Genomic DNA, 18,044 nt, shown 5'->3' on the forward strand with positions numbered 1-18,044 from the left:
GCGGAGGGGCGCGGGGGTGTCCATACCGGTGGCTACCTGCGTGCATACCGGCGGGCAAACTGTGATCGCTTTTCGGGCAGCGAGGTTCGGCAAATTTACTACCTGGTGTTTCGTGGCTAGTGTTCGGCTGAGTCACCGGTGAGCAGTCGAATATCGTGTTTCTGGCAAGGAGCCCGAATGCTGGCGATCGACCATTTCACCTATGGCTGGCTGACCCCCGTCCTGGCCTATGTCATGTCCGTTACCGGGTCGTTGCTGGCACTGCGGTGCATGGTGCGGGCGCGGAATCAGCAGGGGCACGGCGGGTGGATCATCACCGGGGCGATCGCGCTCGGGGGGACCGGGATCTGGGTCATGCATTTCATCGCGATGCTGGGGTTCTCGGTGCAGGACAGCACTATTCGGTACAACGTGCCGATCACACTGTTCAGTGCCGCCATCGCGATGGGGGTGGTGTGGCTGGGGCTCTACATCGTGGTGCACCAGCACGGGGAGGCGTTCGCGTTGATCACCGGCGGGACCATCACGGGGCTCGGGGTGGGGGCGATGCACTACTCGGGGATGTACGCGATGAAGACCGATGCGCTGGTGGCGTACGACCCGTGGGTGGTGTTGCTGTCCATCGTGATCGCGGTGGTCGCGGCGATCGCGGCGCTCTGGTTCACGCTGCACGTCAACGGCATCGTCTCCACGGTCAGCGCCGCGCTCATCATGGGGGTCGCGGTGTGCGGCATGCACTACACGGGGATGTTCTCGATGCACGCGCACGTGGCGGCGCACATGCACGCGCCGTCGGGGGCGCAGCCCGCGCAGCTGCTCACGCCGTTGATCATCGCGGTCAGCATGGCGACCATGATCCTGCTGTTCCAGGTCGGGATCACCGAGATCGACGAGCCGGATCTGAGCCGCATCCGCGGGCAGTACGCCAGCCGGTTCTGGCCCGCGCGCCGCGCCGGGAGCGCCCCTACGGCCGAGAAGTACCCGGCAGACACCTTCGACGCCCGGCATCGGCAGTGGTGAGACACACCGCGGCGGTCGTGGCCTGACGGTCCGGATGCTGGTGTCATGAACGCCAGCATTGCTCCGCACACCCCGGGGAAAGGATCGTCATGCCCGCCGCGACCCGCACGGTGACCATTGCCCGCCCGATCGACCATGTCTTCGCGTTCTTCGCCGATACCACCAACAGCGCGCGGTGGCGCAGCGGCGTCAAGGAGATCACCGCCGAGGGCGAGCCGGCCGTGGGCACCATCTATCGCCAGACGGTTTCCGGGTTGGGCGGGCGCGGTATCCCCGCCGATGTCGAGATCACCGAGTACCTGCCGAACCGGGCGGTGGTGCTGCACGGCATCGCCGGACCGCTGCGGCCCACTGTCACCTACACATTCGTGCCGGTGGGAGAGGCCGCCACCGAGGTGACCTTCTCGCTGTGGGCGCAGTTGTCGGGTCTGAAGAAGCTGTTCATGAGCGGCCCGGTCCAGAAGACCATGACCGCGGAGGTCTCGGGGTTGGATCGCGCCAGGACATTGCTCGAAACCGGGGCGGCGTAAGGCTCCTCGACGGCGCCCGGGCTTACCCGGCCTGTACGGCCGGGCGGTCGGGGTGGTCCCAGGCGACGAGAATGTCCGGTCGCTCGGTGTGCTCGCGCTGATATTCCAGCAGGCCGTCCACTGTGAACGCCTGCTCCGGATCGGTCCGTCGCCGCAGCGCCCCCTCCGACATGCGCAGGGAGACGGTCAGATCGAAGTCCAGTCCCCGACCCAGCAGCATGGGACCGGCGACGAACAGCACCGTGCCCTCGGCGGCGGTGCGGATGCGCGCTCGGGCGGAGCGATCGGTCTGCTCGTTCCACAGCGCGGGCAGGTAGCGCCCGCCGTCCCGAAGGGGCTTCAGGACTTCGCGGTTCACTGCGGCGTAGTCGAACCAGGCCGTGCGATAGGTGAATTCGCTGTCCCGGTCGTACTCCAGGCGAACCGACGCGGGCCGCACGAAATCGTGCAGGGACACCACCTCCGCGGGACGGCCCCGCGAGCGCAGTAGCTCGGTGACGCCGTCCGCCACGGTCATCGGCCCAGCCGCGTCCGCGCCGTCCACGGCGACGACCGCGTACCCCCGCAGCGCCCCGGCCCGCCCGGCGACCAATTCGAGCAGCGCGTCAGGGGTGAGGGCGGTGAACTCGGGCACGACACCATCTTGCTGCAGGTATCACACCGGACATCGTCGGGGGCGGCGGCCAACGGCACGACCCGATCGTGGCAGCGGTCTTTTGTGACGGACCGGCTTCCGCCGGAGGTGGTGTCGGGCCGCGATGGTCGGGCGCAGATACCGGGTTCGACAGCCGGTCTCGGCCTGATGCGTCATGGAGCGGCATCCAGGGCTGCCCGATACTCAACTGCATTTCGCGGGTCAGGGGTGTAGGAGGTCGGATCGGGCGTGCGGCTGAACCGCTGGGGGTTCCGGTTCGCTCGCATGGACCGTGAAGCCGACCGGCCGTTCCCGACGCCGGGCGCCGTCGGGCGGCCCTCGACCGGGCGCGGATGCGGTGCTCGACGTGCGGCGACGGCCTAATAGGAGTTGGAAGGGGCGGTGATCTCGGTGACCGCGTCCGCATACCAGCGGAACAAACGAATCGGCGGTAGGGGAGCGGCGTCGAGGGCGGCCCAGCATTCGGCGACGACCGCGCGGGCGGATGCGCCGATCCACGGCTGGGGGAGCAGTTCGGGCGGTAGCAGCGGGTCCGGGTGGTGGGCGCGGTCGAATTCGGCCGCCAAGGCGATGGCGAGGGTGACGCGTTCGGTCTCCTGCGCGGTCGGGAGGGCCGAGCGCACGTGTTCGGCGATGCCGAGGAGGCGTTCGTGGCCGGCCGCGATCCGGTCGAGCGGCCACAGGTGGGCTGCCAGCTCACGCGCCGCGGTGCATGCGCCGACGGTGAGGTCGCGGGTGGAGAAGGTGGTGAGGGACCCCGTGATACCGAGTTCGCCTGCTGCCGAACGGATTCGATCCTCCCACGGGTGCGCCGAGGCGTACAGTCCGCCCTGGATCGGCGCGCCGCCGAGTTCGACGATGGTGTTGCGCATGGCATCGCGTGCCGTCCGGTCGGTCTCGGGCACCGCGAAGGCCGCCACATGCCAGACGCCGTCCCAGCTCGCCTGCCCGCGGTCCTGCGCGTACATCAGCCGCAGATACTCGAGCTCGGGTGCGAGCACCGCGCGGGTGTCCTCGGTGGCGCGAAGGAGCGCCTTGCGGCCGCGACCCTCGTGCGTGAACAGCCCTTCGGCGACAACCCTCTTGATGCACAGCCGTACCTGCTGATCGGTCATGCCGAGCGCGGCCGCGACATCGTAGAGTTCGCCGGCGTCGATGGTGGCGTCCTCGCGGATCATGCTCTCCACCAGCGACCGGGTGGGAATCTCGGTGGCCGGAATCAGGTCGTCCACTGTGTGCACCTCACTGTCCGACCGGTTCCTGCTCGATGACCACCGGTGACGCGCCGCCGAATTCGCGTCCCAGGTCGGCGAAGAAGCGGGGCGCGTCGATGACGGCCTCCGGCGGGTGTACGCCCGGGCGGCGGGCGCAGCCGTCGATGACCTGGGACATGCCCAGTGCCAACGGGATCCCGGTCGCTCGCGCCATATCGGCGAACAGCTTATCGAGACCGCCGGCGGCGTTCGGGTCCAGGTGCGCCAGCACCCGGTGTTCGCGACCGGCGCGCCGGCCCGAGACGGTGGTGAAGAAGGGCGGCAGATTGCCCGGTCCTCTGGTGCGCAGCGCGGTGGGTACCGAGCGGGCGATCCGGCCCAGCGACGGGCGCGCGAGTTCCCGTGCGGCCGCTTCGTTGGTGAGTTTCCCGGCGTCGATGTCGCGGCGCAGCATGTCCAGGTAGGCCAGCGTCGTGGGCGTCACCACCATCAGATTGGCGGCGTCGCCGACCGGTTTCAGGCTGCGCTGCAGGGTGATCGGCTCGGGATGGCCGACGGTGTAGGCGGTGCCGCGCCGCCCGCCGGGCAGGGTGAGTTCGACCGGGCGCAGCGGGCGCTGGGAGACCAGACGTCCCGCTGTCACCGCCGTGATGGTGCCGCTGCTCTGCTGCATCCAGTGCACGGCCGCGGCGGTCGGCTGCCCGCCGGCGAGCAGCGACTCGTCCTCGCCCGCGCCCGGAACATCCACCGGCCACGCGGTATACACGTCGTGGACGGTGTCGAGTTCGGCCGACGCCAGCGCGGCCAGCAGGTTGCTGATCCCGGGGCTGGCTCCCATGCCCACGATCGCGCACACCCCGGCCTCGCGGGCGGCGTCGTCGAGCCCGAGCATGTCGAGCGTCGGTTCCCAGTCGTCGCAGATGTCGAGATAGTGCGTGCCGGTGTCGATGGCCGCGCTCAGTACGGTGCGGCCGAAACGGTAGTAGGGGCCGACGGTGTTGAGCACCAGGTCCGCTCGCGACAGCGCGTCGCGCAGGGTGGCCGCGTCGGTGACATCGACGGTGCGCGCGGCGACCGGCACCCGCGCCGCCGCGAACCGCCGGGCGGTGGCGGCGGCCGCGTCGCCGTCGCGATCGGCGATCACGATGTGCTCGACGCCGAGCAGGGTGGCGGCGGTCTCGACGGCGGCGGCTCCCATCGCGCCGGCCGCGCCCAGGGCGAGGACTTTCATGGCGGTACTCCCGTGACTCGGTGGTTCAGTTCTTCGAAGGATCGGCGGCGAAGTCGCGCAGCGCGTCGAGATAGCCGGGGGCGTACAGGGATCGGGGCGCGAACAGGGCGACCAGGAAGGACCGGACGCTGTCGGGCTTGTCCAGCTCGAACTTGACGATGTTGTGCGAGGCGTCGGGATAGGTGCGCACCGTCAGCAGGCTCGCGGGCATCGACTCGCGATACACGCGCGCGGTCTCGGCGACGTCGACATGGAGATCGCGCTCGCCCAGTGCCAACAGCGTCGGAACGCGCACTCGTGGAAGGGTTTCGGTGATATCGGCGAGGTAGTTCTTGCCGACGAACCGCCACCGATCCTCGGACATCGGCGGGGAATCCGTGGTGGCCGCGCGATATCGGGAATAGTCAGCGCCCTCGCGGAGCAGGGTCAGATCGTTCTCGCGTCGCCGCAGCTGGCCGGCGAGCTCGTCCTCGGAGGCGTTGCGCCGATCCAGTTCCGCGCGCAGGTTGTATTCGCCCTGCCGGATCCAGTTGATCGCCGGTCCGGCGAGGATCATGAATCGCAGCTGCGGGTGCCGGGCCGCGACTTCGGGCAGCACCCATCCGGCTTGGCTGATGCCCCACAGGCCGATGCGCTGCGCGTCGATCTCGGGGCGTCCGTGTGACCAGGCGATGGCCGCTTCGGTCTCGACGGCCCGGTCGTGCATGGTCTGGTCCAGCCAGTTCCCGGGCGCGCCGTTCACCCCGGGCTTGTCCCACGCCAGCGACGCGTACCCGGCCTCGGCGAAGCTCTCCCAGATCGGCCGGTAGAACTCGTCGCGGTCGGCGGTGGCCACGCCGTCGCCGTGGACGAAAACCGCGAGTCCGAAGGGGCCGTCCCCCTTTTCGGGTAGCGCCAGGGTGCCTTGCAGGGGCTGCGCTCCGCCGGTGATGGTGACCCGTTCGGTGCGAATGTCGAAGTCGTGCTGCACGACCACGTATCCGCCCGCCGACAGCAGCAGGGCGGCAACGCAACTCGCGGCGATCAGGAGGCGGCGCTTCCGGGACATATTTCTATCGTATCAGAAACGATCGTATAGGAGTTGATAGATTACTGTGGTTGTTAGCCTGAGCGGGACAAACGCGAAGGGACGGGTGCATGGCGACGATCGAAGAGGCGCTCGAAATCGAGCAACTCGAACGCGACATCTTCCGCGGCGCGTCCATCAAGACGCAGCTGCCCCGCACATTCGGCGGGCAGGTGGCCGGACAGGCGCTGGTGGCGGCTGTCCGCACGGTGGATCCGCACTATCAGGTGCATTCGCTGCACGGGTACTTCCTGCGGCCGGGTAACCCGGAACGGCCCACGGTCTACATGGTGGAACGCATCCGTGAGGGCCGCTCCTTCTGCACCCGCCGGGTGACCGGGGTGCAGAACGGCGAGGCCATCTTCACCATGTCGGCCTCGTTCCATGTGGGTGACGAGGGGCCCGAGCATCAGGATCAGATGCCCAACGTCCCGCCGCCCGCGGACCTGCCCGACGCCAAGGAGTCCATGAGCCCGGAACGGCTGTGGGCCATGCGTGAATGGGAGCACTGGGACATCCGCACCATCCCGCAGGACGAGGTGGACCGCCGTGGCGGCCTGGCCGCCCAGCAGCAGGTGTGGTTCCGCTACCGGCACGCGCTGCCCGACGACCCGCTGTTCCATGTGTGCACGCTCGCCTACATGAGCGATATGACCCTGCTCGGCTCCTCGAAGGTCATCCACCCCGACGAGCCCACCCAGAACGCCTCGCTCGACCACGCCATGTGGTTCCTGCGTCCGTTCCGCGCCGACGACTACCTGCTCTACGACCAGCAGTCACCGTCGGCGGGCGCGGGCCGGGCGCTGACCGGCGGCCGGATCTGGAACCAGGCCGGGGAACTGGTGGCGGTCGTCATGCAGGAGGGGCTGACCCGCACCCTGAAGGATCCGCAGGCGCAGTCGTACCCGCCCGGAACCGCCTGAGCGACAAACGAATCGAGCGCGCCGCCGGTGGAATCCGGCGGCGCGCTCGTGGTTTCGGGGTCAGGCGGTCTGCACCCGCAGGTGACACACCACGGTGTCGTTCATCTTGCGCAGCACCCGTTCCAGCTCGTCGCTGCGATGGCTGGGCAGCACGTGATTCCACCCGGCGGGCGGCTCGACCTCCGCGATCACCACCACCTTGCGGCGCCCGGCGAAATGGTCGGCGACGTAGCGCGCCACCGGGCCGCCGACGGTCGAATCGCCGTCCTCGAGCAGGACCAGACGCACATCCGGATGCCAGGTCTCCCATTCCTTGGTGAACACGGTGATGTTCTCGCCCGGCAGGCACACATGGACCGCTGTCACATCCCGGCCCAGCGACATCGCCGCCGAGAGCGCCTCACGGCTGAGCTCCGACACCTCCGACACCGGCACCACGATCGCGGTCTCGGTGGCCTTCGGCTCGGCGGGCACGCAGCCGGTGCCCCGGCAGCCGTCGATGCGGCCGTAGATGGTTCGAATCCGTTCCATGGCGACCACCAGCAGCGGCAGCACCACCACGATCAGCCACGCGCCCTCGGTGAATTTCATTGCGGTGGTGACGATCAGCGCCACGAAGGTGAGCGCCGCGCCGAAACCGTTGAGGACGGCACGCCACTGCCGGCCCGGGCCGCCCACCGCGAGCCAGTGCCGGACCATCCCGGCCTGGGCGATGGTGAAGCCCACGAACACGCCGATCGCGAACAGCGGCACCAGGGCGTTCATATCGCCGCCGGAGGCGACCAGCAACACCGCCGACGAGATGCCCAGCGCGAGCACACCGAAGCGGTACACCTGTCGCTGCGAGCTGACCGCGAACCGGTGCGGCAGGCTGTTGTCGTCGGCGAGGATCTTGGTCAGTGTCGGCAGGCCGCCGTAGGAGGTGTTGGCGGCCAGGGCCAGCAGGATCACCGTCGCGAACTGCACGATGTAGTAGGCGATGCCGTGGCCGAGCGCGGCTTCGGTCAGCTGCGACAGGACGGTGGTGCCCTCGATCGGGTGAATCGCGAACTTGCCGATCAGGGTGGCCAGCCCGATCAGCATGACGCCGAGCAGCGCGCCGAGCGCCACCTCGGCCCGCTGCGCGCGCTTGACCTTGGGCTCGGCGAAGCTGGGTACCGCGTTGGCGATGGCCTCGACACCGGTCAGCGCCGCACAGCCGCTGGAGAACGCCTTGAGCAGCAACAGGATTCCGATGGTGCGCGCGTTCTCGGAGACGGCCGCGCCGGTGGCGACGGTCGCCGGTTCCGAGCGCAGCAGCCCGGCGACGATCACGGTGAGGATGCCCAGCACGAACACCACGGTCGGGGCCATGAAGGCGCGGGCGCTCTCACGGATGCCGTAGAGATTGAGCACCGTGATGCCCGCCAGCACCGCCAGGCAGATCCAGGCTGTGTAGGGGAACAGCTGGGGGAACGCCGACGTCAGTGCGGCCACACCCGCGGCGATGGACACCGCGACGTTCAGCACGTAGTCCACGATCAGCGAGGCCGCGGCCACCAGGCTGGTCCGCCGCCCCAGTCGTGCCTTGGCCACCGCGTACGCGCCGCCGCCGTTCGGAAAGGCGGCGATGACCTGCCGGTAGGACGCGATCAGCACGGCCAGCAGCACCACGATGGCCAGCGTCACCGGCACCGTGAAGCCGAGTCCGGCCGCGCCCGCCGCGGCCAGCACCAGCACGATCGCCTCGGGTCCGTAGGCGACCGAGGCCATGGCGTCGAGCGACAGCCCGGCGAGTCCGGTGGCGACGGTCAGCCCGTGCCGGGTGCGCCCGGATCGCGGCGGCGGAGCGTCGACTCCGCCGCGCGGCCCGGGCGAGGTTTGCGGAAGCACATCAGTCACATTCGCGAGTGTTCACCCGAAAACCCCGGTGGAACCGCGTCCTGACGAAACCCTGACGCCCTGGGTGAGCAGGGCCACACACCCCGGCAAACGTATGCTCGACGGCGTGAAACCGACGATTGGTGTGCTGGCCCTGCAGGGCGATGTGCGCGAACACCTGCACGCTCTCGAGGCCTGTGGTGCGGAAGCGGTCCCGGTGCGCCGGGAATCCGAGCTCGCCGCCGTCGACGGACTGGTCATCCCCGGTGGTGAATCCACCACCATCAGCAAACTGCTGGAGGTCTTCGAGCTGCTGGAACCGCTGCGGCAGCGGCTGCGCGACGGCCTGCCCGCCTACGGGTCCTGTGCGGGCATGATCCTGCTGGCCTCGGAGGTGCTCGACACCCGCCCGGACATGCAGGCGCTGCACGGCATCGATATGACGGTGCGCCGCAATGCCTTCGGCCGGCAGGTGGACTCCTTCGAGACCGATCTGGATTTCGCGGGCCTCACCGACGGACCGGTGCGGGCGGTGTTCATCCGCGCGCCGTGGGTGGAGCGGGCCGGTGACGGCGTCGAGGTGCTGGCGCGGGTGCCGTCGGGTCCGGCCGCGGGCCGGATCGTGGCGGTGCGGCAGGGCAATGTCATCGCCACGTCCTTCCATCCGGAGGTAACCGGCGATCTGCGGGTCCACAGGCTGTTCGTCGACACCGCGGTGCGTCCGCGCGCCGGGGTCTGACGTACGCTCGAATGTCGGAAACCATTCAGCCCCCTGAAACGAGGAAGTAGGGAATGAGCGGCCACTCCAAATGGGCCACCACCAAGCACAAGAAGGCCGGGATCGACGCGAAGCGCGGCAAGCTCTTCGCCAAGTTGATCAAGAACATCGAGGTGGCGGCCCGCACCGGTGGTAGTGACCCGGACGGCAACCCGACGTTGTACGACGCCATCCAGAAGGCGAAGAAGTCGTCGGTGCCCAACGACAACATCGAGCGCGCGCGCAAGCGTGGCGGCGGTGAAGAGGCGGGCGGCGCGGACTGGCAGACCATCATGTACGAGGGCTACGGCCCCAGTGGTGTCGCCCTGCTGATCGAATGCCTCACCGACAACCGCAACCGCGCGGCCGGCGAGGTGCGTCTGGCCGTCACCCGCAACGGCGGCAATATGGCCGACGTCGGTTCGGTGTCGTACCTGTTCTCCCGCAAGGGTGTCGTGGTGCTGGACAAGGCCGGGCAGTCCGAGGACGACATCCTCGATGTGGTGCTCGATGCCGGCGCTGAGGAGATCAACGACCTGGGCGACGAGTTCGAGGTGATCTCCGAGCCGGGCGACATGATCGCGGTGCGCAGCGCGCTGCAGAAGGCCGGGATCGATTACACCTCCGCCGAGTCCGGCTTCCAGCCATCGGTGACCGTTCCCGCGGACGTGGACCTGGCCCGCAAGGTGTTCAAGCTGGTCGACGCGCTCGAGGACAGCGACGACGTCCAGAACGTCTACACCAATGTCGACATCAGCGACGAGGTGCTGGCCGAGCTCGACGCCTAGCGTCCGCTCTCACGAACCGGCTTCGGCTCTCACGACGCGGGCCGCTTCCCTTCCGGGAGGCGGCCCGCGTCGCGTCTGCGCGGTGCGAGCGCTGGATCCGGCCCCCGACCGGCCGTGTCGATGGACAATGTCGCGGCGGGGGTCCGTTAGACTCTCGAACAGTTGTTCGTTCACGGTGAGAGGGGTTTCGGTGCGGGTGATGGGCGTCGACCCCGGGCTCACCCGGTGCGGTCTGTCCATGGTGGTCGGAACTCTCGGCCGGCAGGTGTCCATGCTGGAGGTCGGCGTGGTGCGCACCCCGCCGGAAATGGATCTGGCGCAACGGCTTCTGCGGGTCTCCGATGCCGCCGAGGCCTGGATGGACAATCACCGGCCCGAAGTCGTCGCCATCGAACGGGTCTTCTCCCAGAACAATGTCCGCACCGCCATGGCCACCGCGCAGGCGGGCGGCGTGATCGCCCTCGCGGCCGCGCGCCGCGAGATCCCGGTGCACTTCCACACCCCCTCGCAGGTGAAGGCGGCGGTCACCGGCAATGGTTCGGCGGACAAGGCGCAAGTGACCGCGATGGTGACCCGTATCCTCGGGCTGTCCGTCGCACCGAAACCCGCCGACGCCGCCGACGCGCTCGCCCTGGCCATCTGCCATTGCTGGCGTGCGCCCATGCTGGATCGCATGGCCAAGGCGGAGGCGATGGCCGAGCAGCAGCGGCGGCTGTACGAGGAAAGGCTTGCCCAGCAACGCGGTAACGGCCGCCCTCCGCGAAGCGGAGACGGCCGGCGCGGTGCTGGTTCCCAGCGTGGTGAATCTCCGAATCGGAAGGCGGTAACGCGGTGATCGCGTCGGTGCGCGGCGAGGTGCTCGAGATCGGGCTCGACCATGTGGTGATCGAGGCGGCGGGAGTCGGCTACCGGCTCAACGCCACCCCGGCGACCCTGGCCGGATTGACCCGCGGCGAGGATTCCCGCCTCTACACGACCATGATCGTGCGCGAGGACTCGATGACCCTGTTCGGCTTCGCCGACACCGAGGCGCGAGAGTTGTTCGGGCTGTTGCAGACCGTGTCCGGCGTCGGCCCGAAGCTGGCCATGGCGGTGCTCGCGGTACTGGAGCCCGAGGCGCTGCGCAAGGCGCTCGCGGAATCGAACGTGACCGCGCTGACCCGGGTGCCCGGTGTCGGCAAGCGTGGCGCCGAGCGCATGGTGGTGGAGCTGCGCGACAAGGTGAATCTGGTTCCGGTGCAGTCCGGTCCGCCCGGATCGGGTCCCGCGCCCGCGGTCACGCCGGTGCGCGAGCAGGTGGTGGACGCGCTCATCGGCCTCGGCTTCCCGGCCCGGCAGGCCGAGGGCGCCGTCGACGCCGTGCTCGCCGACGAACCCGGTATCGGCACCTCCCAGGCGCTGCGCACGGCGCTGGGCCTGCTCGGCAAGAATCGATAACCGGTCATGGCAGAGGATTTCGACGACTTCGACGACGCGGATTTCGACGCGGACGAATCCAGCGTCACCGCGAGCTATCTGCAGTCCGACGGCGAGATCGAGGCCAGCCTGCGCCCGCAGTCGCTCGACGACTTCATCGGCCAGCCGCGGGTGCGCGAACAGCTGGCCCTGGTGCTGCGGGGCGCGAAACTGCGCGGCGGCACCCCCGATCACGTATTGCTGTCGGGGCCACCGGGTCTGGGCAAGACGAGTATGGCGATGATCATCGCCGGTGAACTCGGCACCGCCCTGCGCCTCACCTCGGGCCCCGCCCTGGAACGCGCCGGTGACCTGGCCGCCATGCTCAGCAACCTGGTCGAGGGCGACGTCCTGTTCATCGACGAGATCCACCGCATGGCCCGCCCCGCCGAGGAGATGCTGTACCTCGCGATGGAGGACTTCCGCGTCGACGTGGTGGTCGGCAAAGGCCCCGGCGCCACCTCGATTCCCCTCGACATCGCCCCGTTCACCCTGGTCGGCGCGACCACCCGCTCGGGCGCGCTGACCGGCCCGCTGCGTGACCGGTTCGGTTTCACCGGCCACATGGACTTCTACGAGCCGCTCGAACTGCAGCAGATCCTCGAACGCTCGGCCCGAATCCTGGGCGTACGCCTGGAATCCGACGCGGCCGCCGAGATCGCCGGACGTTCCCGTGGCACGCCGCGTATCGCGAACCGCCTGCTGCGCCGCGTGCGCGACTACGCGGAGGTCAAGGCCGACGGCCTGGTCACCCCCGAGATCGCCCACGCCGCACTGTCGGTGTACGACGTCGACTCCCTCGGCCTGGACCGCCTCGACCGCGCGGTGCTGAGCGCGCTGATCCGCAGTTTCAACGGCGGCCCGGTGGGCGTGTCCACTCTGGCCGTCGCCGTGGGCGAGGAAGCGGCCACGGTCGAGGAAGTCTGTGAACCCTTCCTGGTGCGAGCGGGTTTGGTGGCCCGCACACCCCGCGGCCGCATCGCCACCGCCGCCGCCTGGGAACACCTGGGCCTGGTCCCGCCGCCGGACCTGGTGTTCGGTTCCATCGAGGTGCGGCGGCACGAACCGCAGATGGACCTGTTCGAGCCGTAGAGTGGTGCGGCACCGGCCGTCTCGGGTACGGCCGGTGCGTGTCGCGAGGCCGTCAGTCCACGGTGAGAACCAATTTGCCGACGGTGTGGCGGGTTTCGCCGAGGGCGTGCGCAGCGGCGGCCTCGGCGAGCGGGAACACTCCCGCGAGGGTGGGCCGCAGTGCACCGGTCTCGGCGAGCTCGCGCAGCGCGTTCATCCCCGTGTGATCGGCCTCGACGAGCATGACCGCGGCGCGGACGCCGAGCTTCTCGGCCGCGGTTTTCACATGGTCGGCACCCAGGGCGCGCAGTGTGACCAGGAGGCCGCCGGGACGCAGCGTCCGCAGTGAGCGCAGCGCGTGGTCGGCGTCGATCGGGTCGATGACGATGTCGATATCGCGCAGCGTCTCGGCGAAATCGGTGGTGCGGTAGTCGAGCACCTCGTCCGCGCCGATACTCCGGAGGAATTCGTGATTGGCGGCGCTGGCCGTGCCGATCACGTACGCGCCGCGGGCCTTGGCGATCTGTACGGCGAAGTGGCCCACGCCCCCGGCGGCGGCGTGGATCAGGACCCGCTGCCCGGCTTCGACGTTCGCGGTGTCGACCAGGGCTTGATAGGCGGTCAGCGCGGCCAGCGGGATCGCGGCGGCCTCCGGGTGTCCGAGGTTGGCGGGCTTGCGGGCGAAGGAGCGAGCCGGGGCGGTGACGAATTCGGCCGCCGCGCCGTGCCCGTGCGGATACGGCAGCATGCCGAATACCTCGTCACCGGGTTCGAACAGGGTGACACCGACACCGGTCGCGACCACCTCGCCCGAGACATCCCAGCCCAGGATGTACGGGGGTGCGGGCAGGAACAGGCCCGCGCGGGCGCGGTGCGCCCAGTCGGTCGGGTTCAGCGCGGTGGCGCGAACCCGGACCAGCAGTTCGCTCGGACCGGGCTGGGGCACCGGCACTTTCACCTCGTGCAGGACCTCGGGACCGCCGAGCACGTCCTGCCCGATGGCCGTCATGGTGGTGGGGAGGGTGTAGTCCTTGTCGCTCATGGCTCTCAGTTTGCCGCCCGGACCCAGGCCGGGGAAATGGCATGATCGCCATTATTCGATAGGATCGTGCCATGGATTCGGAGGTTGCTCGGCCGCATACCGTGGTGGTGCTGGCGCTCGACGGGGTGTATCCGTTCGAGCTCGGCATTCCGAACCGGGTGTTCGGGACCGCTGACGGGCGGTACCGGGTGATCACCTGCTCGCTCGACGGGCGACCCGTGCGGAGCAGCTCGGACTTCGATATCGCGGTGGCGCACGACGCGCGCGTGCTGGAAACCGCGGACACCGTGGTGATTCCGCCGTGCGATGTGACTCCGATCCTGGAACAGGGACTGCCGCACGAGGTTTCGGCGGCGCTGGCGTCGATCCGTCCCGGTGCGCGACTCGTGTCCATCTGCACCGGCGCTGTCGTGCTCGCAGCGGCCGGACTGCTCGACGACCGGCCCGCCACCACCCACTGGAATATCGCCGACCGCTTCCAGCGCGCCTTCCCTGGCATCCGCGTCGACCCCAACGTGCTCTACGTCGATGACGGCGACCTCCTGACCTCCGCGGGCGCGTCCGCCGGAGTCGACCTGTGCCTGCACCTGATTCGCGGCGACCACGGCAGCGAGGTCGCGAACGCCGTCGCGCGGCGTTGCGTCGTCCCGCCGTGGCGCGAGGGCGGGCAGGCGCAATTCATCGAGCAGCCGGTCCCGCCGCCGGCGGCCGCGGGCACGGCCGAGGCCCGGCAGTGGGCACTGGAAAACCTGCACCGGCCACTGACCATGGCCGACCTCGCCGATCGCGCGCGCATGAGCGGCCGCACCTTCGCGCGCCGTTTCCGCGACGAGGTCGGAATGAGTCCCGGCCGGTGGCTGATCCAGCAGCGCGTGTTCCGGGCGCGCGAACTACTCGAATCCACAGAGCTTTCCGTGGATCGGATCGCCGGCGAGGTCGGGTTCGCGACCGGCGCCTCGCTGCGGCAGCATCTGCACGAGGCGATCGGCGTCGCACCGCTGGCCTATCGCCGCACCTTCCGGAGCGAGGCGGTACTCACCGGCGCGGGCGGCTGACCTCGCGAACCTCACGTAGGTGCTGTTCCATCGCCGCCGCCGCGCCCGGGCCGTCGTGGGCCGCGACGGCGGTGTAGATGCGGTGATGGCCGTCTATGGACAGGGCGCGGGCGTGCCGGGTGCGGTGAGACAGGGCGCGGGTGCGGCGGGTCCAGTCGGTGGTCATGGTGCAGAGGGTGACCAGCAGAGGGTTCTGGGCGGCGCGGGCGAGGAGGGTGTGGAATTCGATGTCGAGGCGGAGGGATTCGGCGGGGGAGAGCGAGTCGCTGGAGCGGGCCAGGACGTCGTCGAGGGACAGCAGGTTGGATTCGACCGCGCGGAGGGCGGCCAGCTCCGCGATCCGCGGCTCCACCAGGTCCCGGAGTTCGGTGGCGTGGCCGAGCTCGATATCGAGGTCCGCGAGCCCGCCCGCGAGATCACCTGCCCGGCGCGGGTTCTCGATGACGGTGCTGCCCCGGCCCTGACGGCGTTCGATGAGCTGCTTGGATTCCAGCTCGAACATGGCCTGCCGCAACGAGGATCGTGACACGCTCAACCCGGCCGCCAGTTCGCGTTCCGGCGGCAGCCGATCCCCGGCCCGCAGTTCCCCGCTGGCGATCAAACCCTCCAGGTGCGCCGCGACCTCCGCGCTGACGCTGCGTGCGCGCCGGCGGAGCGGCGGAATCGATGCCGTCACGCCCCGAGTCTAAATCCCTTCCCTGGCAGACCATTTCGGGTAGGTAAAACGGCAGTTACGTTAGGTTTCGTGGCCCCGCACCGCCGGTCGTGCCGACTTATGGTCGGCATATCGGATGGTCGGACCAATTCTGGCTGGGTAGGGAAGGTAGGGCGTGTGACGTCGATTGTGCGGGGGTTCGCCCCGGCGTTTCCGGTACTGCAACCGGGCGAGGGGATCGAGGACGCCGGGTATCTGCCGGTCGACCCCACGGCGGTGCTCTGGGGGCGGCTGCCGCGAGTCGGCGACAAGCCGGTGGCGACCGTCGAGGCGGGCGGGACCATCGTGGTCGACACCGTGAGTCACGAAGGGATTCTGGAGGATCAGGGGTCTGATCCGCTGGCCTACTTCGGACGGCACGGGGTCGAGCGGGACCAGGTGCTCGCCGACGCGATCGAGGTGGCCGGAACCCGCCGCCGTGACTCGCTGGCGGGGCCGCACATCATCACCGGGCCGATCGCGGTCGCAGGGGCGAAACCGGGGGACCTGCTCGCGATCCGGATCGACGCGCTGGCCATGCGCGCGCCGTACGGCGTCGTATCCACTCGGCACGCACGTGGTGTGCTGGCGAACAAGTCCGGGTTCGACGGCAATTACGGGCAGTTCTGCGCCGTCGAAGAGCGTGGCGGGGCCTGGTACGGGACGATGCCGCTGCATCCGGATCGGCCGGGGCAGGCCCGGTTTCCGCTGCACCCGTTCCTGGGCATCATCGGTGTCGCGACCGATACGGATACGCGGGTGTCCTCGGTGCCGCCCGGGGCGCACGGCGGCAATATCGACATCCGGAGGCTGACGGCGGGGGCGACATTGTTTCTGCCGGTGCAGGTCGCCGAGGCGCTGTTCTATATCGGGGATCCGCACTTCGCCCAAGGGAACGGGGAAGTGGCGCTCACCGCGTTGGAGGCGCCGCTACGGGCTACCTTGACGGTCGACGTGATTCCGGCGGCTCAAGTCGCGGCCGGGCTGGGGCGGGGGATCGGGCCGTTCGCGGCTTCACACGGGCTGTTGATCCCGACGGGTTTGAGCGAGGATCTGAACAAGGCGCTGGAACTGTGTGTCCGGAACGCCATCGAGCTGGTGGTGTCGCTGTTCGACGCGGATCCGCAGCAGGCGTACCTGTATCTCAGTGCCGCAGCGGATTTCACCATCTCGCAGGCTGTGGACCAAGTGCGGGGTGTGCACGGCGAGGTGCGGGTGGCGGACTTCGCCGGTCACGCCGCCACCGAGCTGGCCAGGCGCGTGCTGGCGAGGGTTTGATGACGGTGGCACGCGAATCGGCCGAGCGGACAGACGAGTTCGATCCTCGGGTGTGGCGGGAGCGGGGCGCGCCGCTGGTTGCCGCTACCGGTGACGGGGTGCTCAGTGGACACACCGTGGCGGTGAAGGATCTCTACGCTGTCGCCGGCTATCCACTCGGTGGCGGGGTCCCGGAGTTTCTGGGAGCACCCTCGGACGCCCATGCGGCGGTTGTGGCTCGTCTGCTCGCAGCAGGGGCCGATATCACCGGGATCGCGCAGACCGATGAATTCGCCTACAGCATCACCGGTGGCAATGGGCGGTACGGAATGCCGATCAATCCGGCTGCTCCGCAACGGATTCCGGGTGGATCTTCGAGCGGGTCCGCGGTGGCGGTCGCGCGCGGGGAGGTCACCATCGGGTTGGGGACCGATACGGCGGGATCGATTCGAGTGCCTGCGGCGTATCAGGGGTTGTGGGGGATACGGACCTCTCGCGGGAGCATCTCCACTGCGGGACTGCTCCCGCTGGCGGAGTCCTTCGACACCGTGGGGTGGATGACACGAGACCTGGACACGATGCGATCGGTCGCGGAATGCCTGCTTCCAGAGCAGAATTCGGGACCTTACGAGCTCATCGTCGATCCCGACTTGTGCGCTGTGGCCGATGCCGAGGTCGGGGAAGCCGGCTTGAAGGCGGCCAGGCAGCTCGGTGCGGTCGACCACCACCTGAATGCCGACCTCGAATCGTGGTTCACGGCGTTCCGGACAGTGCAGGCGTTCGAAGCCTGGAGGAACCACGGCGCGTGGATCTCGGCGCATCCGGGTTCGTTGGAATCGGAAGTGGCGCAGCGGTTTCACATCGCCTCGAGGGTTACCGCGGAGGAGGCGTTCGGGGCGAGCTCGGTGCTCCGGGATGCGGCGGCCGTTCTTCGGGATGCCTTGCGTGGGCGGTTTCTTGTGTTGCCGACGGTCGCTACGCTTCCGCCGCTTCGGGTGGCATCCGCTGGGGCGTTGGAGTCGGGGCGGATGCGGACGCTGCATTTGACGTGTTTGGCGTCGATTGTCGGCGGGCCGGCGGTTAGTTTTCCATTGGCGAGGATTCGGGGAATTCCGAGTAGTTTGTGTTTGGTTGGGGCACCCGGTATGGATTTGAATGTGGTTTCGATATTGGATGAAAAGGTAAGGGATACCAGACATTTCGGGTTCCCGGCATGATCGTGCGGGCGTAGAATGGGGGCATGGATTCGAATGGGGTGACACTCGACGACTGCGGTATCGCTGAACTGGCGGCCGCGGTGGCGACTCTGACCGAGTCCATTCAGGGTGGGAAGATGACAGGGTTCTCCGACGAGGATGTTGTGTCGTTGATGCGGCAGGTTGAAGGCTGCAAGCGTCAACTCGCGGCGTTGGATACGTGTCTGATC

At 69.0% G+C, this 18,044-nt stretch carries 19 protein-coding genes; 12 read left to right on the forward strand and 7 right to left on the reverse strand.

The genetic code is table 11. The features are described from left to right. The first annotated feature begins 177 nt into the window (after positions 1-177). On the forward strand, positions 178-1,020 hold the full coding sequence (locus ACFYTS_RS31395) for an MHYT domain-containing protein (RefSeq protein WP_357285285.1): 843 nt from the start codon (positions 178-180) through the stop codon (positions 1,018-1,020). A gap of 89 nt (positions 1,021-1,109) precedes the next feature. After that, positions 1,110-1,550: an SRPBCC family protein gene (locus ACFYTS_RS31400; protein WP_357285283.1), complete on the forward strand. Its 441-nt coding sequence runs from the start codon at positions 1,110-1,112 to the stop codon at positions 1,548-1,550. A gap of 22 nt (positions 1,551-1,572) precedes the next feature. On the opposite strand, the gene ACFYTS_RS31405 is transcribed toward ACFYTS_RS31400, so the two are convergent. The 4 genes from ACFYTS_RS31405 to ACFYTS_RS31420 form a co-directional block, all read right to left on the reverse strand. After that, the gene (locus ACFYTS_RS31405) at positions 1,573-2,184 is read right to left on the reverse strand and encodes a hypothetical protein (RefSeq protein WP_387309092.1); all 612 of its coding nucleotides are present in this window, start codon (positions 2,182-2,184) and stop codon (positions 1,573-1,575) included. A gap of 380 nt (positions 2,185-2,564) precedes the next feature. Then, a complete protein-coding gene (locus tag ACFYTS_RS31410) occupies positions 2,565-3,383 on the reverse strand; it encodes a PaaX family transcriptional regulator C-terminal domain-containing protein (RefSeq protein ID WP_387309113.1) in 819 nt (272 codons plus the stop codon). Between the two features lie 64 nt (positions 3,384-3,447). Beyond that, a complete protein-coding gene (locus ACFYTS_RS31415; RefSeq protein ID WP_387309093.1) occupies positions 3,448-4,650 on the reverse strand; it encodes a saccharopine dehydrogenase family protein in 1,203 nt (400 codons plus the stop codon). 25 nt (positions 4,651-4,675) lie between these two features. Beyond that, positions 4,676-5,698 carry an alpha/beta hydrolase family protein gene (locus ACFYTS_RS31420; protein ID WP_387309094.1) on the reverse strand — a complete coding sequence of 341 codons (1,023 nt, stop codon included), beginning with the start codon at positions 5,696-5,698 and terminating at the stop codon, positions 4,676-4,678. Positions 5,699-5,787: 89 nt separating this feature from the next. Here ACFYTS_RS31420 and ACFYTS_RS31425 point away from each other — a divergent pair, with 89 nt between their 5' ends. After that, positions 5,788-6,639: an acyl-CoA thioesterase II gene (locus ACFYTS_RS31425; protein ID WP_357285276.1), complete on the forward strand. Its 852-nt coding sequence runs from the start codon at positions 5,788-5,790 to the stop codon at positions 6,637-6,639. A gap of 60 nt (positions 6,640-6,699) precedes the next feature. On the opposite strand, the gene ACFYTS_RS31430 is transcribed toward ACFYTS_RS31425, so the two are convergent. Next, the gene (locus ACFYTS_RS31430) at positions 6,700-8,391 is read right to left on the reverse strand and encodes an APC family permease (protein ID WP_387309114.1); all 1,692 of its coding nucleotides are present in this window, start codon (positions 8,389-8,391) and stop codon (positions 6,700-6,702) included. Positions 8,392-8,614: 223 nt separating this feature from the next. Here ACFYTS_RS31430 and pdxT point away from each other — a divergent pair, with 223 nt between their 5' ends. The 5 genes from pdxT to ruvB all read left to right on the forward strand — a co-directional run bounded on the left by pdxT (position 8,615) and on the right by ruvB (position 12,591). After that, positions 8,615-9,238, forward strand: a complete 624-nt coding sequence (pdxT, locus tag ACFYTS_RS31435; protein WP_357285655.1) for a pyridoxal 5'-phosphate synthase glutaminase subunit PdxT — start codon at positions 8,615-8,617, stop codon at positions 9,236-9,238. 53 nt (positions 9,239-9,291) lie between these two features. Then, positions 9,292-10,044: a YebC/PmpR family DNA-binding transcriptional regulator gene (locus ACFYTS_RS31440; protein ID WP_357285273.1), complete on the forward strand. Its 753-nt coding sequence runs from the start codon at positions 9,292-9,294 to the stop codon at positions 10,042-10,044. Between the two features lie 190 nt (positions 10,045-10,234). Next, complete coding sequence (ruvC, locus tag ACFYTS_RS31445) at positions 10,235-10,879, forward strand: crossover junction endodeoxyribonuclease RuvC (protein WP_387309095.1); 645 nt, start codon at positions 10,235-10,237, stop codon at positions 10,877-10,879. Next, positions 10,876-11,481: a Holliday junction branch migration protein RuvA gene (ruvA, locus tag ACFYTS_RS31450; RefSeq protein ID WP_387309096.1), complete on the forward strand. Its 606-nt coding sequence runs from the start codon at positions 10,876-10,878 to the stop codon at positions 11,479-11,481. Before ruvC ends, ruvA begins: the two co-directional genes overlap by 4 nt. A 6-nt stretch (positions 11,482-11,487) precedes the next feature. Next, complete coding sequence (gene ruvB / locus ACFYTS_RS31455) at positions 11,488-12,591, forward strand: Holliday junction branch migration DNA helicase RuvB (protein WP_387309097.1); 1,104 nt, start codon at positions 11,488-11,490, stop codon at positions 12,589-12,591. Positions 12,592-12,643: 52 nt separating this feature from the next. Here the strand turns inward: ruvB and ACFYTS_RS31460 are convergent, their stop codons facing one another. Continuing rightward, positions 12,644-13,612 carry an NADP-dependent oxidoreductase gene (locus ACFYTS_RS31460; protein WP_387309098.1) on the reverse strand — a complete coding sequence of 323 codons (969 nt, stop codon included), beginning with the start codon at positions 13,610-13,612 and terminating at the stop codon, positions 12,644-12,646. Between the two features lie 71 nt (positions 13,613-13,683). Between ACFYTS_RS31460 and ACFYTS_RS31465 the strand changes: the two genes are divergently transcribed. Next, positions 13,684-14,667 carry a helix-turn-helix domain-containing protein gene (locus ACFYTS_RS31465; protein ID WP_357285260.1) on the forward strand — a complete coding sequence of 328 codons (984 nt, stop codon included), beginning with the start codon at positions 13,684-13,686 and terminating at the stop codon, positions 14,665-14,667. Here the strand turns inward: ACFYTS_RS31465 and ACFYTS_RS31470 are convergent. Further along, positions 14,648-15,343 (reverse strand): FCD domain-containing protein, encoded by a 696-nt coding sequence (locus ACFYTS_RS31470; RefSeq protein WP_357285258.1) that lies wholly within the window; start codon positions 15,341-15,343, stop codon positions 14,648-14,650. The two genes, ACFYTS_RS31465 and ACFYTS_RS31470, sit on opposite strands and share 20 nt — an antisense overlap. Positions 15,344-15,499: 156 nt before the next feature. Between ACFYTS_RS31470 and ACFYTS_RS31475 the strand changes: the two genes are divergently transcribed. The 3 genes from ACFYTS_RS31475 to ACFYTS_RS31485 form a co-directional block, all read left to right on the forward strand. Next, positions 15,500-16,639, forward strand: a complete 1,140-nt coding sequence (locus tag ACFYTS_RS31475; protein WP_387309099.1) for an acetamidase/formamidase family protein — start codon at positions 15,500-15,502, stop codon at positions 16,637-16,639. Further along, on the forward strand, positions 16,639-17,835 hold the full coding sequence (locus ACFYTS_RS31480) for an amidase family protein (RefSeq protein ID WP_387309100.1): 1,197 nt from the start codon (positions 16,639-16,641) through the stop codon (positions 17,833-17,835). Before ACFYTS_RS31475 ends, ACFYTS_RS31480 begins: the two co-directional genes overlap by 1 nt. A gap of 23 nt (positions 17,836-17,858) precedes the next feature. After that, positions 17,859-18,044, forward strand: a 186-nt coding sequence (locus ACFYTS_RS31485) for a hypothetical protein (protein WP_387309101.1), incomplete at its 3' end; no start/stop codon positions are given.

The organism is Nocardia sp. NPDC004151 (genome assembly GCF_042874235.1).
Classification (GTDB): Bacteria; Actinomycetota; Actinomycetes; order Mycobacteriales; family Mycobacteriaceae; genus Nocardia.

What these genes read in the sequence shown, in the direction of transcription:
- ACFYTS_RS31395 (WP_357285285.1), top strand. Translation starts at nt 178, where the DNA reads ATGCTGGCGATCGACCATTTCACCTATGGCTGGCTGACCCCCGTCCTG.
- ACFYTS_RS31400 (WP_357285283.1), top strand. Translation starts at nt 1,110, where the DNA reads ATGCCCGCCGCGACCCGCACGGTGACCATTGCCCGCCCGATCGACCAT.
- ACFYTS_RS31410 (WP_387309113.1), bottom strand. Translation starts at nt 3,383, where the DNA reads ATGATCCGCGAGGACGCCACCATCGACGCCGGCGAACTCTACGATGTC.
- ACFYTS_RS31415 (WP_387309093.1), bottom strand. Translation starts at nt 4,650, where the DNA reads ATGAAAGTCCTCGCCCTGGGCGCGGCCGGCGCGATGGGAGCCGCCGCC.
- ACFYTS_RS31420 (WP_387309094.1), bottom strand. Translation starts at nt 5,698, where the DNA reads ATGTCCCGGAAGCGCCGCCTCCTGATCGCCGCGAGTTGCGTTGCCGCC.
- ACFYTS_RS31425 (WP_357285276.1), top strand. Translation starts at nt 5,788, where the DNA reads ATGGCGACGATCGAAGAGGCGCTCGAAATCGAGCAACTCGAACGCGAC.
- ACFYTS_RS31430 (WP_387309114.1), bottom strand. Translation starts at nt 8,391, where the DNA reads ATGGCCTCGGTCGCCTACGGACCCGAGGCGATCGTGCTGGTGCTGGCC.
- pdxT (WP_357285655.1), top strand. Translation starts at nt 8,615, where the DNA reads ATGCTCGACGGCGTGAAACCGACGATTGGTGTGCTGGCCCTGCAGGGC.
- ACFYTS_RS31440 (WP_357285273.1), top strand. Translation starts at nt 9,292, where the DNA reads ATGAGCGGCCACTCCAAATGGGCCACCACCAAGCACAAGAAGGCCGGG.
- ruvB (WP_387309097.1), top strand. Translation starts at nt 11,488, where the DNA reads ATGGCAGAGGATTTCGACGACTTCGACGACGCGGATTTCGACGCGGAC.
- ACFYTS_RS31460 (WP_387309098.1), bottom strand. Translation starts at nt 13,612, where the DNA reads ATGAGCGACAAGGACTACACCCTCCCCACCACCATGACGGCCATCGGG.
- ACFYTS_RS31465 (WP_357285260.1), top strand. Translation starts at nt 13,684, where the DNA reads ATGGATTCGGAGGTTGCTCGGCCGCATACCGTGGTGGTGCTGGCGCTC.
- ACFYTS_RS31480 (WP_387309100.1), top strand. Translation starts at nt 16,639, where the DNA reads ATGACGGTGGCACGCGAATCGGCCGAGCGGACAGACGAGTTCGATCCT.